Raw genomic sequence first — 17,053 nt, 5'->3', positions numbered from 1 at the left:
AGTTATTTGTTTATCCCACCCCAAAAACTTTCTACATCAACCAATACAAAATCGAGTTGTTTACGCACTAAATCGGCACGTTTTACCATAATACGAACTTCGTCGCCCATACGGTAAGTCTTACCTTTTTTGCGTCCTACTGCGCAGTAATTTTCTGGGTCGAAACTGTAATAATCGTCGTCCATGTCGCGAAGTTTTACCATGCCCTCGCACATCCCACTCATTATTTCTACATAAATACCCCACTCGCTAACACCCGAAATAAATCCGTCGTATTCTTCTCCAATTTTATCTTGCAAGTATTCTACTTGTTTGTATTTGATAGATGCCCTTTCAGCTTCAGAAGCTAAAATTTCCATTTTCGATGAGTGCTTACATTGCTCTTCTACTTCTTCTTGGTTAACCGAAGCACCACCATCTAAATAGTGTTGTAACAAACGGTGAGCAATAACATCGGGGTAACGACGAATAGGCGATGTAAAATGTGAGTAATATGGAAACGATAAACCATAATGTCCAATATTATTGGTAGAGTACGTAGCTTTTGCCATGGTACGAATAGCCAATTGTTCAATTAAGTTTTCTTCTGCTTTTCCGTGTACATCAGCCAATAAACTGTTAAGCGATTTGGTAACATCAGCTTGGTTAATGTCTAATTTATACCCAAAGGTTTTTACAAAATTAGATAAGGTGAGTAATTTCTCTTGGTTAGGCTCGTCGTGAATACGGTAAACAAAGGTTTTTGACTCTTTTTTACCAGTTGGTTTACCAATAAATTCTGCCACTCTTTTGTTGGCAAGCAACATAAACTCTTCAATCAGTTTGTTGGAGTCTTTGCTTTCTTTAAAAAATATCCCAACAGGGTTTCCGTGCTCATCTAAATTGAATTTTACCTCAATTCTATCAAAAGCGATGGCTCCTTTTTTAAAGCGTTCTTTTCGTAATATTTTAGCCAACTTATCCATTTGCAAAATTTCTTCTGCAAAATCGCCTTCTTTGGTTTCAATTCGTTCTTGGGCTTCTTCGTAACTAAATCTTCGGTCAGAAAAAATCACGGTTCGACCAAACCACTCGTTTTTTAATTCTGCATTTTCGGTCAACTCAAACACTGCCGAAAAACACAACTTGGTTTCTTGTGGCCGTAACGAACAAGCATTGTTCGATAGTACTTCTGGCAACATGGGTACAACCCTATCTACCAAATAAACCGATGTTGCTCTTTTCAATGCTTCATCATCCAATAATGTTCCAGGTCGAACATAATGAGAAACATCGGCAATGTGAACGCCAATTTCCCAGTTGCCGTTTTCTAATTTTTTTATGGATAATGCATCGTCAAAATCTTTAGCGTCAGCGGGATCGATGGTAAAGGTTGTAATTGCTCTAAAATCTCTACGTTTTTTTATTTCTTTAACATCTATTTCAATGTTCAATTTAGCTGCGTCGTGCTCCACTTTTTCTGGAAACTCGTATGGCAAACCATATTCGGCTAAAATGGCGTGCATCTCCGTATCGTGTTCGCCGGGCATACCCAATACTTGAGTAACTATACCAAACGGATTTTTTTTGTCGGCTGGCCATTCGGTAATTTTTGCCACCACTTTTTCGCCATTTTTGGCTCCTTTTAATTTATCGTTGGCAATAAAAATATCAACAGGCATGCGTTGGTCGCTAGTTACCACAAAGGCAAAATTTTTCGATTTTTCTACAATACCAACAAACTCGGTTTTGGCTCGTTCAACTACTTCAATTACTTCTCCCTCTGGTTTTTTATTGGCTTTACTGTAAAATACGTTTACTTTAACTTTGTCTCCATGTAAGGCATTTCCAGTGTTTTTTGGAGCAATGTAAACATCTACTTCAGTATCGGGCACAATTAAATATGCTGCACCTCTACTTGTCATATCAAGCGTACCTTCTAGTAATGATTTTGAGGAGTTTAATTTGAAAGAACCTCTTTTTAGTTCTCTCAATTTTCCCTGATGAGTGAGTTCTTCTAAAATAATGTTCACTAATTTTTTGTTAGCAACATCTTTAAAACCAAAAGCTTGGCTTAATTGTTTGTAGTTAAAAGTTTGGGTAGGGTTTTTATCAAAAATGCTGATAATTTGTTGAATTAAATTGGCTTTGAAACCTCCAGAATTCGAGTTTTTTTTATGTTTTGACATCTAGTAAATAATAATTTCTTAAAGTTACCAATAAAAATAGGGGTAGGCTTAACTCGAAGTTAATGTTTTAAACAAGAGGTGTTTAATTGAATTTGATTTAGATTTTCTTCAAATCATCAGGAGTATCAATAGCAATGGCTTCTAGATCTGTTTCAGCAACTTTTATGTTGTAGCCATTTTCTAACCATCTTAACTGTTCTAATCCTTCAGCTATTTCAAGTGTTGATGGGGCTAAAACAGTTACTTTTTTAAGCACTTCGGTTTTGTAGCCATAAATACCAATGTGCTTGAAATAAGCGTGTTTTTTTAACCAATTTTCAGGTGCTTCACCTCTAAAAAATGGAATTGCATTTCTGCTAAAATAGATAGCAAATTGGCTAGAGGAAAAAGTAACTTTTACCTTGTTTTCGTTAAACAAATCGTGTTGGTCGGTAATCTTTTTTATTAAGGTAGCTATTTGTGTTTTTTCATCTAAAAAGCAATTACACAATTGAGTTATTTGTTTTGGGTTAATAAATGGTTCGTCTCCTTGAATGTTGATGACAACATCGTATTGTTCAGTAAGTTTATTGACTACTTCAGCACAACGGTCGGTACCACTTTGGTGATTTGGAGAGGTCATTACTGCCTTGCCTCCAAACCGATTAACTTCATTAAAAATTCGATCGTCGTCGGTTGCAACCACTACATCCGATAAAAGTGTAGTTTGTTTGGCTTGTTCATAAACGCGTTGTATCATGGTTTTACCATTAATATCTATCAAGGGTTTGCCTGGGAAACGAGTAGAACCGAAACGAGCGGGTATGATGCCTAAAATTTTCAATTGAATTTTTTATTTTTCAAAAGTAAAGGTAGCTAATTTATCATTCTAAACGAAAATGCCACAAAATGAAAACTAAGTCGAACAGTTTTTTTAAACCACTCGACTTAGCATCACCATCTAAACTAATCAAAAACTAATCGTTAAATAAAATGAAATATTACCAAATAAGCTGCAAGCCCAGAAAAGTAACCCAACATGGCTAATAAACTAAACTTTTTTAAGTACCAGATAAAATCTATTTTTTCCATACCCATAACGGCAACGCCAGCAGCAGAACCAATAATTAAAACAGAGCCTCCTGTTCCTGCGCAGTAAGCCATCATTTCCCAAATTTTAGCATCTGGCAAATAGGTGGCTAAATCGTACATTCCCATTGAAGCTGCAACTAACGGTACGTTATCTATTACTGCAGAAATAAGTCCTATTGCAGTAACAATAATATCTTGGTTACCTATCCAATTGTTCATGGATGTGGCAAAATTTGTTAAAATGCCAGAAGTTTCCATGGCAGAAATAGCTACTAAAATCCCCATAAAAAACAAAATACTTGAAGTGTCGATTTTTGACAAAGCGTGAATTGCTGTGTAAGGTTTTTTAGCTTCTTCATCTTTATCAGCATGAATAAATTCTGAAATTATCCAAAGCACACCCAAGCCTAACAACATACCCATGTAAGGAGGCATGTGAGTAATGGTTTTAAAAATTGGCACAAACAATAAAGCTCCTACACCAACAAAAAACATGAGTTTACTTCCTTTTACATCTTCTTCTACAAATGCAGCATCGCGGTTGTATGCATTTTGTTGAATTTGACCTTTTAGTTTAAACGAAAGATAAAGTAAAGGAACAACCAAACAAACTAAACTTGGTATAAAAAGTTCTTTTACAATATTAACTGCTGTAACTTGTCCACCAATCCAAAGCATGGTAGTGGTTACATCACCAATTGGCGACCAAGCACCACCAGCATTGGCAGCAATAATAACCATCCCTGCAAAAAACTTACGTTGTGTATCGTCGTGTATTAACCGTCGTAATAACGAAATCATTACAATAGATGTGGTTAAATTATCTAATACAGCCGATAAGAAAAAAGTTACTAATGAAATAATCCAAAGCAATTTACGGGTGTCTTTGGTAGTAATTCTGTTGGTAATAACTTTAAACCCTTGATGAGAATCAACCAATTCTACAATGGTCATTGCACCAAGTAAGAAGAACAAAATCTCTGCAATTTTTGCAAAATGATGAGATAATTCTGTGGTTTCTTCGGCAGGCTGGCCTCCATATAAAAACAACACTACCCAGCACAAAATACCGGTTAGTAATGCCATTGGTGCTTTATTTATTTTTAACGGATGCTCGAAAGCTATACCTAGATAGCCTAATGCAAAAATTGAAATAATAATTGTTTCCATGTTATGCTGCTTTTTTAGTGAAAGGTTTTATGGGTTGAGGCGTAATTTTATCGGTCAATATTTTTGACCATTTTTCTATCAGTTGCAATTCCCCGTTCATCACCAACGTTTCATCAGAGTTATAAAATTCAAAAATGATGTCACGTTTTGTTGTGTCTATCGGTGTAAAAATCAATTGAAGTTTATCAATCACTTTTTGTTTGCTCTCTTTTGGTCCAACCATTCTACTTACATTATTTAGTTTAACACTTTTCATTTCATTTAAATTCAAGTGTTGTAAACGTTCATAATTTCGAGTTCTTTTTAAGAAAAAAAGTTCTTTTTTCTCATCATCTAATCCAATAATAATGTTGCCTGTAACCTCATGAGTAGTTAAATTGCAATTCAATTGATTTGCTTTATCTAAAAGCAATTGAAAAAATTGTTGATCCCTTTTTTTATTTTTTTTAGTGAAATACACGTAAGGTAAAAAACATAGTGCGATAGTAATTACGCCTATAATAATTGATTGTAAATCCATTGTTTAAAAATTTTAATTAAGTAAATAAGCATGATAGAGGATTTTTAAACCCTCAAGAATAAATTGATGCAAGAAATTGCATCCAAGAAATCGCTTACCAGAAATAATTAAAGGGGAAAATCAGGTCGGTTTTCCGAAAAAGGATTTGAAAATTTGTTGATGTAAAGGTGTATTGAGTATACTCTTTATCAAAAATCTGTTGAGTTATTTTAACTGTTGTGATGTAGCTTTTAAAAAGGTCTTTAACAGCTATTGAACAAGTATTGTTGAATGAAACAACTAGATTTTCAGCGTTGGATGAACTTCCCAATAAGTTTACAGAAGTTGCATAAACAACATTTTCGTTATTACTAACATTGCTGTATTGTTTGTTAGAATGGTTGTAAACACTACCTATTTCTAAGCAGTAAACCAGCGCTAAAACAACTATTGCAATAACCCTCATTAAACCTTTCATACGTCAAAATTATATCAAAATAACATTGCTTTTTATTTTTTGTGAAAATAAATAGTTCAGCCCTCAAAACTTTACATTTGTAAACACATTTAGCTCAACGTATATTTGCATTATGGCAGAAGAATTATTAATAAGTTCAAGTCTTTCGAAAGAAGAAAAATATAAGGCTTTGTTACCACAAATAAACGCGTTGGTAACAGGTGAAACTGATGTTGTTGCTAATTTAGCTAACATCAGTGCTGCACTTAAAAGCACGTTTCATTTTTTGTGGGTGGGGTTTTATATGGTAAAGAATGATGAATTGGTTTTAGGACCATTTCAAGGACCCATTGCTTGTACAAGAATTAGAAAAGGCAAAGGCGTTTGTGGTACTTCTTGGCAAAATGCCGAAACTATTATTGTTCCTAATGTTGATGAATTTCCAGGACATATTGCTTGCAGTTCAGCTTCAAAATCGGAAATTGTATTGCCCATATTTAACAATAAAAATGAGGTTATTATGGTTCTAGACATTGATAGTGAAGAATTAAATACTTTTGATATTATTGATGAAAAATACTTGTTACAACTTACTCAACTAATCAGCACGTTTTCTTGATTTTAAATCTAAAACATAATACCGCTAAAAACCTTACTGCATTTATGTTACTTGGTGCGTTATGGTCGTGTGCCCAACGTGCTGCACTAACTGGTGGAGAAAAAGATGTGTTGCCTCCAGAAATAGAAGCTACTTTACCAGAAAACCAAACGTTAAATTTTACCTCAAAAGAAATTGTAGTAGAATTCAATGAATTTGTTCGCTTAAGCAATTTACAAAATCAACTCATCGTTTCGCCATTAATGAAAGAAACGCCAGAGGTGATGATTAAAGGTAAAAAGATGGTGGTAAAATTACCTGATGGCTTGGAGCCCAACACCACCTACAGTTTAAATTTTGGTGATGCCATTATTGATATTACCGAAAACAATCCTTATCCCAATTACAAATACGTGTTTTCTACAGGCGATTATATTGATTCGTTGAGTTATTCGGGAAAAGTGTTGAATGCCGAAGATTTAACCCCAAAAGCGGCTGTTTTTGTTATGCTTTATAACCAATTAGAAGATTCAGTTCCTTTAAAACAAAAACCAAATTACTTGGCAAAAACTAATGCCGATGGACTTTTTAGCATTACAAACATTGCCGCTGGCACATACAAAGTATTTGCTTTAGACGATATAAACGGTAATTATTTGTACGATTTACCCAATGAGCAAGTGGCATTTTTAAATGAAGCTATTCAACTAGATTCTAACACCAGCGATGCAGCATTGTATTTGTTTGCTAAAGAAAGTGAAATTCAATTTGTAAAGAAAATAGAAAACAAGCAATACGGAAAACTTACTGTTGAATTAAACAATCCATCCACTCATGTTGAGGTTTTTAATGAAGATGATAAGCCAATTGTTTGTTCTGCAAAAGAGACTAGTAAAAATCAACTTCAACACACCTTTTGGCTACAAAATGAGGTATCTACTGACCAACAAACATTTATCATAAAAGACAAAGGCAAAACCATTGATACTGCTAATGTTGAAATGATAATTAAGCAAGATTTTAAAGATACTTTGTTGAGTATTTCTAGCAATGCTACTGCCTTGTTCGATTTAAATAAAACACTTGAAATAACTACTCACCAACCTTTAGCTGTGTTTGAAAAAGAAAAAATAAAGTTGTTTGAAGATAGTATAAGTGTACCCTTTATACTAGAAAAAGATAAAAATTCTGATTTAAAAGTATTTATAGAAATCATTACATTAAAAGAAAATACCAACTATAAGTTAGTCATAGAACCAGAGGCTCTTAATTCGGTTTATGGATTAAAAAACGATACTTTAATTAATGTATTTAAAACTAAAAAGGAAGAAAATTATGGGACTCTTAATCTGTCTATAGTTACAAATTTCACTGAAAATTATATTTTACAAATTCTGCATAAAAACGAAATAGTAAAAGAAATCTTTGATTCTTATAACCCTCAAATTCATGTACATAATTTAATTCCTTATTTAACTCCTGGTGAATACCAAATAAAACTAATTATTGATACCAACAACAACAAAAAATGGGATGCTGGTAATTATGAGCAAAACTTACAACCCGAACGAGTAATCTTTTATCAAGATAACATTACGATTAGAGAAAATTGGGACAACGAAATTAAATGGAACATTAAGCTTTAAGCTTCTTGAATACTCTTATATTATTTTTCTTTATTTATAGTGTTGTTGTAGGTTATAAATACTTGTTCATCAATATAATAACAACGTATGTCGTATTGTTTCCTAAAAAATTGGATAAGCCACTTAAAATAATTTTCTTTGTGCCTCTTTAAATTTAAAAAAGGAAAAGAATGAAACACATCAACTATTTTATGTTATTATTGCTGGCAACCATTTTAATGGTTTCTTGTGGCGATAAAGAAGTGAAAACCGAAACAACAGAAGTTGTTGAAGAAAACGATTCAAATTTTGTTTGGAAAGCTGATCAATTTGCCGACATCAATGTATTACGTTACAGAATAAACGGTTGGAACAAGTTAAGCTTACAACAAAAAAAGTTGGTTTATTATTTAACTCAAGCTGGTTATGCTGGTAGAGATATTATTTGGGATCAAAATTACCGTCACAACTTAAAAATTAGACGTGCTTTAGAAAACATTGTACAAAACTATGCGGGTGATAAAGAAGCTGCTGATTGGAAAAATTTTATGATTTATACCAAACGAGTGTGGTTTGCCAATGGTATTCACCATCATTATTCAAACGATAAGTTTAAACCTGATTTTTCGAAAGAATATTTTACTTCGTTAATGACAGCAACAAAAACCGAATTGGCTCCTGAAGTGGTTGAGGTGATTTTTAATCCCGAAATTGATGCTAAAAAAGTGAGTTTAGATGCAAGCAAAGATTTATTGTTGGCTTCTGCTACCAATTTTTACGATGCTGATATTACTGAGAAGGAAGCTCAAGCATTTTATGCTGCTAAAGTTGACAAAAACGATTTAAAACCAGTTTCTTTCGGTTTAAATTCGAAATTGGTAAGAGGAGCAAGCGGTTTAGAAGAAAAGGTTTGGAAATCGGGAGGGATGTATGGTGCAGCTATTGATGAAGTAATTAAATGGTTGGATTTAGCTGTTGGTGTTGCTGAAAACGAAAAACAAGGCAATGCGTTAAAATTGTTAATCGATTATTATAAAACAGGCGATTTAAAAACTTGGGATGCGTACAACATTGCTTGGACTGAAGCTACTGAAGGCGACATCGATTACATCAATTCATTTATTGAAGTGTATAACGACCCATTGGGTTACAGAGGTTCGTTTGAAACCATCGTTCAAATGAAAGATTTTGAAGCATCAGAAAGAATGGCTATTGTAGCTAACAACGCTCAATGGTTTGAAGATAATTCTACCATTTTACCAGAACACAAAAAAGAAAAAGTAGTGGGTGTTTCTTATAAAGTGGTAGAAGTTGCTGGAGAATCTGGCGATGCTTCTCCATCAACACCAATTGGAGTGAACTTACCAAATGCTGATTGGATTAGAGCTGCACACGGTTCTAAATCGGTGAGTTTGGGAAGTATTATTCACGCTTACGGAAAAGCTGGTGGCAGCGATTTGTTAAAAGAGTTTTGCTATACCGATAAAGAAATGGAAATGCAAATTGCTCATGGCGATGTAGGTGATAAAATGCACACGGCTTTGCATGAGGTTATTGGACATGCTTCGGGTAAATTAAACAAAGGCGTTGGTACGCCAAACGAGACATTAAAAAGCTACGCATCTACTTTAGAAGAGGCTAGAGCTGACTTGGTTGGTTTGTATTATTTAATGGACAACAAATTGGTTGAGATGGGATTAATGTCATCGTTAGAAGTTGGTAAAGCTGCTTATGATGATTACATCAGAAATGGTATGATGACTCAATTGATGAGATTAGAGCCAGGAGCTGTAATTGAAGAGGCCCACATGAGAAACAGACAATTGGTGGCTTCTTGGGCTTTTGAAAAAGGTACCAAAGACAAAGTAATTGAAAAAATTGTAAAAGACGGTAAAACGTATTTTGTGGTAAACGATTACGATAAATTGAGAAGCCTTTTTGGAGAGTTGTTAATGATTATTCAAAAAATTAAATCGGAAGGCGATTACAAAGCCGGTGCTGCCTTGGTAGAAAACTATGGAGTACAAGTTGACCAAGCTTTACACAAAGAAGTATTGGCGAGAGTAGAGAAATTAAAAATTGCTCCTTACAACGGCTTTATTAACCCTAAATTAGTTCCAGTATTGGATGCTAAAGGCGAAATTACCGACATTAAAGTAGAATACCCAACAGATTTTACTGAACAAATGTTAGAGTATGCTAAAACTTACTCGTTTTTACCAAGCGAAAATTAAGAAGTAAAAACACTTAGATAAAAAAGAGCCAATTCATTTGAATTGGCTCTTTTTTATCTAACGAGGTGGTCTTCCATTTCGCTTAATAAGGCTTGACTGCATAACAGAATATCTTCTCAATGTTTTAAAATATTCTTTTTTAGAAAATCTCTTTTGATCGTGGAAATGTATTTTGAAAAAATGATGGTGTTTCTTTAAATAGTCTAAATAATCAGATACCAAGGTTTTATTATTGTTAGCATGATTATTAACATGAAAAAATATTGATTCGTCATTTAAGTCAATAATTTTTATTTTAATTGTTTCGAAATCAGAGAATTTATATTCTGTTCTTTTTTCTGTTACAGTATTCATTCCAAAATTTATCCATAACATTTTAATATTTTTAAATTCAATTGTTGAACAATTTTTTTGATTTATTATTAGTCCTTTTTTATCCAATGAAATATCACCAATTATTCTTCCTCTGACTTTTTTATCGTAGCGTCTTTCTAAAAAATATAAAAGAGGCAGTAAGATAATCATCATCATTTTTGCTGTTAATTTATCATAAGGTATACCTAACCATAAAAAAACAAGAGGACCTATATAAATGAACCCAAAAAATAGAAGTACAAAAAGCAGGACAACAATAATTCTCTCAAATAGTGATGGAGATTTTAGAATGTTAAATGTGATAGTTTCAGAAAATATTTCGAGCATAAAAGAAATATCAATATTTGTTTTAACCCAACTTCTCTATCTCATCAACCAATGTATTGATGTGGTCAAATTTTTTCAACTTGATTTCTTTTTTTTGAGTTTTGAGTTCTTTGCTAAAAGCAATAATTAAGTCTAATGCGTCAACTTCGCTTCCAATCATGTTTTGGTCAAAATTTGAGCCCACCATATAACCATCGTTAGAGATTCCTAAACACCAATCTTCAATAAACTCACTCAAGGTTATTTGGTTTGGGGTATAATCGTCCCAGTTATCCAACACACAATCTTGTGCTAATTTTTTGTCCGACCAAAAACAAAACAAACCAATTGGCTCACCTTTTCTACCTTCATAAATGGTTGAATTAGACGTAGCTAATCCCTCACTGTTTTTAAGGCACCAAACAACACCAGTTTCACATACTTTTTTTATGAATTCTTGGTGGTTCCCTTTTGTTTTAATGGAATGTTGAGACATCGTAAATAATTTTAATCTAATTGCATTTCAGGTATTTCTCCTTCAATAACTAATTTACCTGCGGTAGCGGTTTTAATTTGTTCTACCGTAACACCTGGAGCACGTTCAAGCAAATAAAATGCACCGTTTTTAATTTCCATTACCGCTAATTCGGTAACCACTTTGGTAACACATCCAACACCAGTTAATGGCAATGAACATGCTGGTAATAATTTACTTTCGCCAGCTTTGTTGGTGTGCATCATGGCAACAATAATATTTTTTGCAGAAGCTACTAAATCCATAGCACCACCCATACCTTTTACCATTTTACCTGGTATTTTCCAGTTGGCAATATCGCCGTTCTGAGAAACTTCCATAGCACCCAATACCGTTAGCTGAACATGTTGTCCTCTAATCATGGCAAAGCTTGTTGCAGAGTCAAAAATAGAAGCGCCAGGTTGTAAGGTTACGGTTTGTTTACCTGCATTAATTAAATCGGCATCTTCTTCTCCATCAAATGGAAAAGGGCCCATGCCCAAAATTCCATTTTCCGATTGAAACTCAACCGTAATGTCTTTGTTTACAAAGTTAGCAACCAAGGTAGGAATACCTATTCCTAAGTTAACATACCAACCATCTTTTAATTCTTGTGCAATTCTTTTTGCTATTCCAATCTTGTCTAACATAATTAATCAATTTGAAAATTTGAAAATTTGAAAAATTATTTCTTTTTACTTGATGAAATAATTTTTGATATAATCAAATGTATTGTGTTTAGTTCTTTTATTAACTCCTCATTAGGACTTGGATAATGTGTTGATTCTTTACATAGTTGAAGCCAATAAATCAACTCGTCTGTTTCTTTAGCGGCTATTTTAAATTTATGAATAAAGTCAGCTTTACTTTCCGCATTTTGAGCTTCTCTAATGTTTGCACCTATTGATGTTCCACTTCTAAAAATTTGAGAAGCCATCTCAAAACGATTTTTAGATCTAATTTCTTCAGAAAAATCGATAATTTTTATCGCAAAAGCAAAGGTTAAATTTACAATTAGATTTTCTTTATCGTTTCTCATGTTCAAATTCTCAAATCAAGGCATTTTCAAATTATTTACTCCTAACGGTTCTCTGTTCAATTCTCTTCTCGTAATTTGCTCCTTGAAAAATGCGTTGTACAAAAATGCCAGGAGTATGAATAAAATTGGGGTCTAATTCGCCTTCAGGGACTAAATGTTCTACTTCGGCAATAGTAATTTTACCTGCCATAGCCATCATAGGATTAAAATTTCGGGCAGTAGCTTTATAAATTAAATTACCTGCAGTATCGCCTTTCCAAGCTTTTACTATGGCAAAATTGGCAGTTAAAGCTGCTTCTAAAATGTGAGGTTTACCATCAAATATTCGAACTTCTTTGCCTTCGGCAACTTCGGTACCGTATCCTGCGGGGGTAAAAAATGCGGGTATTCCTGCTCCACCAGCTCTACAACGTTCTGCTAATGAACCTTGAGGAATTAAGTCAACTTCCAATTCTCCACTCAACATTTGTCGTTCAAACTCGTCGTTTTCGCCAACGTATGAGGAAATCATTTTTTTAATTTGTTTGTTTTGTAAGAGTAAACCCAACCCAAAATCGTCTACACCAGCATTGTTAGAGATACAAGTTAACCCTTTTACATTCATTTTTACCAACTGAGCGATACAGTTTTCAGGTATTCCACACAAGCCGAAACCACCTAACATTAAGGTCATATCGTCTTTAATTCCTTTTGTTGCATCTTCAACATTGGCAACAACTTTATTAATAGCCATAGTTATTTTGTTTTAATATTGAGGACTATCGTTGTAATCCGTATTCAAATTTTTCCCTAAATTATATTTTACGCAATCTAATTCAATGGTTAGAGGTTTTTCAGGTTTTTCAAAATCGCCCGAAGAAATTTTTAGTGTTGGGTCGGCATGAACTTTCTGCATAAAATAACCCCAAATTGGCAATGCAGTATTTGCACCTTGCCCCATATCGGTTGTCGCAAAACGAATACTACGTTCTTCTGCACCTACCCAAACGCCTGTAACTAAATCAGGGGTTAAACCCATAAACCATCCATCGGAGTTGTTTTGAGTAGTACCTGTTTTACCAGCAATAGGATAACGGTGTCCTGTGTAAGGTCTAGATTCAGTAATTGAACCTCGTAATCTCATTCCTGTACCACTTACATTTCTTGGGTTTTTCATTAAACTGCCTACACAGTTGTTACGCTCGCCATCAACCACACCTTTCATTAAATCCAACATTACATAAGCTGTTTCTTCGCTCATGGCTTCGTTGGTTTTGGGTTTAAAGTCGATAATTACGTTTCCATGTTTATCCTCAATACGAGTGTACATGGTGGGTTCAATCCACACACCTTTATTTGCCATGGTTGAGTTGGCTCCAACCATTTCGTAAACACTTAAATCGGCTACACCTAAACAAAGCGACGGAACCGCCTCTAATGGACTAGTTATGCCCATAGCTTTTGCCTGCTTAACAACGGCTTGAGGACCAAATTGCTTCATAATCCAAGCTGTAATGGTGTTCATAGAGTTTGCTAATGCATATTTTAACGACACATTACAACCATAAAGTCCGTCAGAATTTTTTGGAGTCCAATCTTGCAAAATACCAAATTCTCCTTTTCTAAAGGTATAACGAGTATTGGTTACCTCATAACAAGGAGAATAACCATTTTGAATAGCTGTAGCATAAACAAAGGGTTTAAATGTAGAGCCCACCTGACGACGAGAAGATTTTACGTGGTCGAAAGAGAAATGAGTAAAATTGGTTCCGCCCACCCAAGCTTTAATATAGCCAGTATGAGGGTCCATTGCCATTAACCCAGCTTGTAAAAAGCTTTTGTAGTAACGGATTGAATCGTTTGGCGAAAGAATGGTGTCTTTGTCTCCTTGATAAGTAAAAACCGTCATAGGAGTAGGTTGGTTGAAAATAATTTTAATCGAATCTTTTGCTGGAGCCCAACGTTTAAAGTTGCAATCTTCTGCCGTACATTGAAAATAATGACCACTTTTTTCTACAAACTTTCCTCTTCTTCCACAGTTTTCACATTCTTGACCAGTTAAAATTTGATAACGTGCCGTTCGTAAACGTGCCGTTTGCATAATCTGTTCGTATTGATCGTCAGAAATTCTGTTATCAAAAGGGTACTTGTTTTTTCGGTATTTTACCAAATGTGTAAAAAACTGACGTTGTAAAGTTTTACCGATGTACTCTTGAACGGCCCACTCTGCATAAGTTTGCATTCTAGAATCGATGGTGGTATAAATTTTCAACCCATCCATGTAAATGTTGTATGGAGAGCCATCTTTTTTAGCATAAACATACGTTCCATCTTCATTCTTTTGGTCAAACATTTTCTGTAATTCTCCTCTCAAAATCTCGCGATAATAAGGAGCTAAACCTTCTTTGTGGTCAACAATTTTGTAATCTAAACCAAGCGGTAAAACCCTTAACGAATCGTACTGAAAATCGGTGATAAAGTCGTTTTTCAACATTTGTTTTAAAACTACTTCTCTTCTGGTTTGAGTCATTTCTGCTCTTCGAAGTGGGTTATAAAGCGCTGGGTTTTTAGCCATACCAACCAACATGGCAGCTTCTTGTAGGTCTAATTCTATGGGTTCTTTATTAAAATAAACGTTACTTGCCGATTTGATACCTACCGCATTATTGATAAAATCGAACTTATTCAAATACATGGTAATAATTTCTTGCTTGGTGTATCTTTTCTCTAGTTCAACAGCAATAATTTGTTCTTGTAATTTTTGTTTTATTTTATTGAAAATACCACCTTTTCTGTCGTGAAACATCATTTTAGCCAGTTGCTGAGTAATGGTACTCGCTCCACCAGCTCGTCCTAGGTTAATAACTGCTCGCATTAAACCTCTAAAATCAATTCCCGAATGACTTAAAAAACGTTCATCTTCTGTAGCTATTAAAGCAGAAACCAAATGAGGAGATAAATCCTCAAACTTTACATTGGTTCGGTTTTCTTTAAAATACTTGCCCAATAGTTTTCCATCGGTAGTAATAATTTCTGAAGCTAAGTTGCTTTTAGGGTTTTCTAATTCTTGTAACGAAGGAAGTGGGTCGAATCCCATTGATCCCGTTTTTGCACACCACATGGTAATGAAAAACAACAGCATTGGTAGCACAACAAACAGGCCCCAAAAATACAAGATGATTTTTTTAGGAGTAAGTGGAGTATTTGAATTTTTAGCCATTTTTTAATGCAGTGTATTAATCGTCTTTACGTTCTATTCTTAATCCGATATCAGAAATTCCTTGTAAACCATTTTCAACCCTCATGGCTTGTTCAAACGAAAATTGATATTCGCCTGAGTGAGCAAACTTAAACCCGCCAATATAAGGCACTTTTACATCCCACAAATCGCCAATGCCTTTGCCAAGCCATTTGCCACTTTTATCTGCTAAGGTACAATTTACAGTATCGATAGAAAAATTACCATCAGGACCTTCAATTTTAACAAACATATACAAGTTACTAAACGGATAATTTCCTTTGTTTCGTACATTGATATAAAGGTTATGCGCACTCGTTGTGTCAGAAATATTGACCGTAAACTTTGCAACATTTTCACGTTTCCAATCGCCATTTTCTACTTCAATATATTGGTCAAAAACTTTATTAGAATCACAAGAAAACAGGAGCAAAGCGAGTAGAAAAATCAAAGTAGGAATACCGAAAACGCTTTGCTTCCAACTTCCAACTTCCGTCTTCCGCCTTCCAACACTATTTTTTGTTGTTATCATTCTTTTTGAAAAACTTTTTCTTGTTTCTATTTCTGTTATTGTTGTTTTTCTTCTTTTTATGAGTGTTGTCGAAACGAGTTAAACTATCTTGACCAACAACATTTGCATAATCAGGCTCAACAAATTCTTTTTTAACTGGCTCAACAAAAGCAACTAAATCGTGAGGTTTTTGACCCTTTTTATTAAGTGCTATAATTTCGTTTACACGCTCCACTTTTATTTCAACAAACTGAATGGCTTCGTGTTTGTAAGAATACCACATCAAGTTTTTGAAAATGTCCATTTTTCGGTAAAATGCCACACCTTTTTCGGTTTCCAAGTTAATGTTGGTATCCGGAAAGATTTTCAACGCATCAGTATATGCATCTAACTCGTAATTTAAACAACATTTTAACTTTCCACATTGCCCAGCAAGCTTTTGTGGGTTTAACGAAAGTTGTTGATAACGAGCAGCAGAGGTAGAAACCGAACGAAAATCGGTTAACCAAGTAGAGCAACACAATTCTCTTCCACACGAACCAATTCCACCTAATCGACTAGCTTCTTGACGAACACCAATTTGTTTCATTTCAATACGCACTTTAAACTCATCAGCCAAACGCTTAATTAATTCACGAAAATCGACACGAGCTTCGGCAGTATAATAGAAAATAGCTTTTGATTTATCGCCTTGATATTCTACGTCGCTAATTTTCATGTCTAAGCCAAGTTCAATGGCAATAGTACGAGCTTTGTACATGGTATCCACTTCCATTTTTTGGGCTTCAATCCACTTGTCAATATCAGTCTTTTTAGCTAATCGGTATATTTTTTTTACTTCAGGAGAATCGAACGGTACTTTGTGTTTTCTCATCTGTTTTTTTACCAATTCACCAGTTAATGAAATGGTACCAATATCGTGTCCAGAAGTAGATTCAACAGCTACAACATCGCCAGCATTTAGCGATAATTTATCTACATTTCTAAAAAATTCTTTTCGGCTATTTTTAAAACGAACTTCTACGCAATCAAAAATTTCTTGTCCGTGAGGTAATTCAATATCAAGTAACCAATCAAAAACATTTAATTTGTAACTGCTGCATGAACCACTTTTACTACAACCACCTCCGCTTGAAGAGCCGCAGCCACCAGAACCACAACCCCCTTCAGAACCACAACTACTACATCCCATAATTTTTTCTATATCTTAAATCGGTATTAAACCGAGCTTGTTAAACGTAATTTTCCTAATCAACAAATATACTATTC

General features: G+C 34.3%; 16 protein-coding genes. 3 read left to right on the top strand and 13 right to left on the bottom strand.

All coding sequences use genetic code 11. From position 1 onward, the window contains the following. Nucleotides 1-2: 2 nt before the first annotated feature. The 5 genes from rnr to H6589_11275 form a co-directional block, all read right to left on the bottom strand. Nucleotides 3-2,168 carry a ribonuclease R gene (gene rnr / locus H6589_11295; protein ID MCB9175183.1) on the bottom strand — a complete coding sequence of 722 codons (2,166 nt, stop codon included), beginning with the start codon at nucleotides 2,166-2,168 and terminating at the stop codon, nucleotides 3-5. Nucleotides 2,169-2,265: 97 nt separating this feature from the next. Continuing rightward, a complete protein-coding gene (gene kdsB / locus H6589_11290; GenBank protein MCB9175182.1) occupies nucleotides 2,266-2,991 on the bottom strand; it encodes a 3-deoxy-manno-octulosonate cytidylyltransferase in 726 nt (241 codons plus the stop codon). 140 nt (nucleotides 2,992-3,131) lie between these two features. Beyond that, a complete protein-coding gene (nhaD, locus tag H6589_11285; GenBank protein MCB9175181.1) occupies nucleotides 3,132-4,409 on the bottom strand; it encodes a sodium:proton antiporter NhaD in 1,278 nt (425 codons plus the stop codon). Nucleotide 4,410: 1 nt separating this feature from the next. Beyond that, on the bottom strand, nucleotides 4,411-4,929 hold the full coding sequence (locus H6589_11280; protein ID MCB9175180.1) for a hypothetical protein: 519 nt from the start codon (nucleotides 4,927-4,929) through the stop codon (nucleotides 4,411-4,413). A gap of 94 nt (nucleotides 4,930-5,023) precedes the next feature. Beyond that, complete coding sequence (locus H6589_11275; protein MCB9175179.1) at nucleotides 5,024-5,386, bottom strand: hypothetical protein; 363 nt, start codon at nucleotides 5,384-5,386, stop codon at nucleotides 5,024-5,026. 112 nt (nucleotides 5,387-5,498) lie between these two features. Here H6589_11275 and H6589_11270 point away from each other — a divergent pair, with 112 nt between their 5' ends. The 3 genes from H6589_11270 to H6589_11260 all read left to right on the top strand — a co-directional run bounded on the left by H6589_11270 (nucleotide 5,499) and on the right by H6589_11260 (nucleotide 9,822). Then, nucleotides 5,499-5,984: a GAF domain-containing protein gene (locus H6589_11270; protein ID MCB9175178.1), complete on the top strand. Its 486-nt coding sequence runs from the start codon at nucleotides 5,499-5,501 to the stop codon at nucleotides 5,982-5,984. Continuing rightward, entirely contained in the window at nucleotides 5,981-7,609 is a 1,629-nt protein-coding gene (locus H6589_11265) for an Ig-like domain-containing protein (GenBank protein MCB9175177.1), read from the top strand. The genes H6589_11270 and H6589_11265 overlap by 4 nt, the downstream gene beginning before the upstream one ends. A 170-nt stretch (nucleotides 7,610-7,779) precedes the next feature. Beyond that, nucleotides 7,780-9,822, top strand: coding sequence for a dihydrofolate reductase (locus tag H6589_11260; protein ID MCB9175176.1), 2,043 nt, complete (start codon nucleotides 7,780-7,782; stop codon nucleotides 9,820-9,822). Nucleotides 9,823-9,879: 57 nt separating this feature from the next. Here H6589_11260 and H6589_11255 read toward each other — a convergent pair whose 3' ends face one another. The 8 genes from H6589_11255 to H6589_11220 are packed head-to-tail and all read right to left on the bottom strand — an operon-like array spanning nucleotide 9,880 to nucleotide 16,976. Continuing rightward, nucleotides 9,880-10,524 carry a hypothetical protein gene (locus H6589_11255; protein ID MCB9175175.1) on the bottom strand — a complete coding sequence of 215 codons (645 nt, stop codon included), beginning with the start codon at nucleotides 10,522-10,524 and terminating at the stop codon, nucleotides 9,880-9,882. Between the two features lie 22 nt (nucleotides 10,525-10,546). Next, entirely contained in the window at nucleotides 10,547-10,999 is a 453-nt protein-coding gene (locus H6589_11250; protein MCB9175174.1) for a DUF2750 domain-containing protein, read from the bottom strand. A gap of 11 nt (nucleotides 11,000-11,010) precedes the next feature. Then, nucleotides 11,011-11,667: a CoA transferase subunit B gene (locus tag H6589_11245; GenBank protein ID MCB9175173.1), complete on the bottom strand. Its 657-nt coding sequence runs from the start codon at nucleotides 11,665-11,667 to the stop codon at nucleotides 11,011-11,013. A gap of 35 nt (nucleotides 11,668-11,702) precedes the next feature. After that, the gene (locus H6589_11240; GenBank protein MCB9175172.1) at nucleotides 11,703-12,056 is read right to left on the bottom strand and encodes a four helix bundle protein; all 354 of its coding nucleotides are present in this window, start codon (nucleotides 12,054-12,056) and stop codon (nucleotides 11,703-11,705) included. A gap of 31 nt (nucleotides 12,057-12,087) precedes the next feature. Further along, complete coding sequence (locus H6589_11235; GenBank protein ID MCB9175171.1) at nucleotides 12,088-12,789, bottom strand: CoA transferase subunit A; 702 nt, start codon at nucleotides 12,787-12,789, stop codon at nucleotides 12,088-12,090. A gap of 12 nt (nucleotides 12,790-12,801) precedes the next feature. After that, on the bottom strand, nucleotides 12,802-15,255 hold the full coding sequence (locus H6589_11230; GenBank protein MCB9175170.1) for a transglycosylase domain-containing protein: 2,454 nt from the start codon (nucleotides 15,253-15,255) through the stop codon (nucleotides 12,802-12,804). Between the two features lie 16 nt (nucleotides 15,256-15,271). Continuing rightward, a complete protein-coding gene (locus H6589_11225; GenBank protein MCB9175169.1) occupies nucleotides 15,272-15,805 on the bottom strand; it encodes a gliding motility lipoprotein GldH in 534 nt (177 codons plus the stop codon). Next, nucleotides 15,786-16,976 carry a hypothetical protein gene (locus H6589_11220; protein MCB9175168.1) on the bottom strand — a complete coding sequence of 397 codons (1,191 nt, stop codon included), beginning with the start codon at nucleotides 16,974-16,976 and terminating at the stop codon, nucleotides 15,786-15,788. Before H6589_11220 ends, H6589_11225 begins: the two co-directional genes overlap by 20 nt. Between the last annotated feature and the right edge of the window lie 77 nt (nucleotides 16,977-17,053).

It is taken from the genome of Flavobacteriales bacterium (assembly GCA_020635795.1).
In the GTDB taxonomy this organism is placed as follows: Bacteria; Bacteroidota; Bacteroidia; order Flavobacteriales_E; family Vicingaceae; genus Vicingus.
The sequence above is the reverse complement of the archived record's forward strand: the minus strand, read 5'-3'. Positions and strand labels throughout refer to the sequence as shown.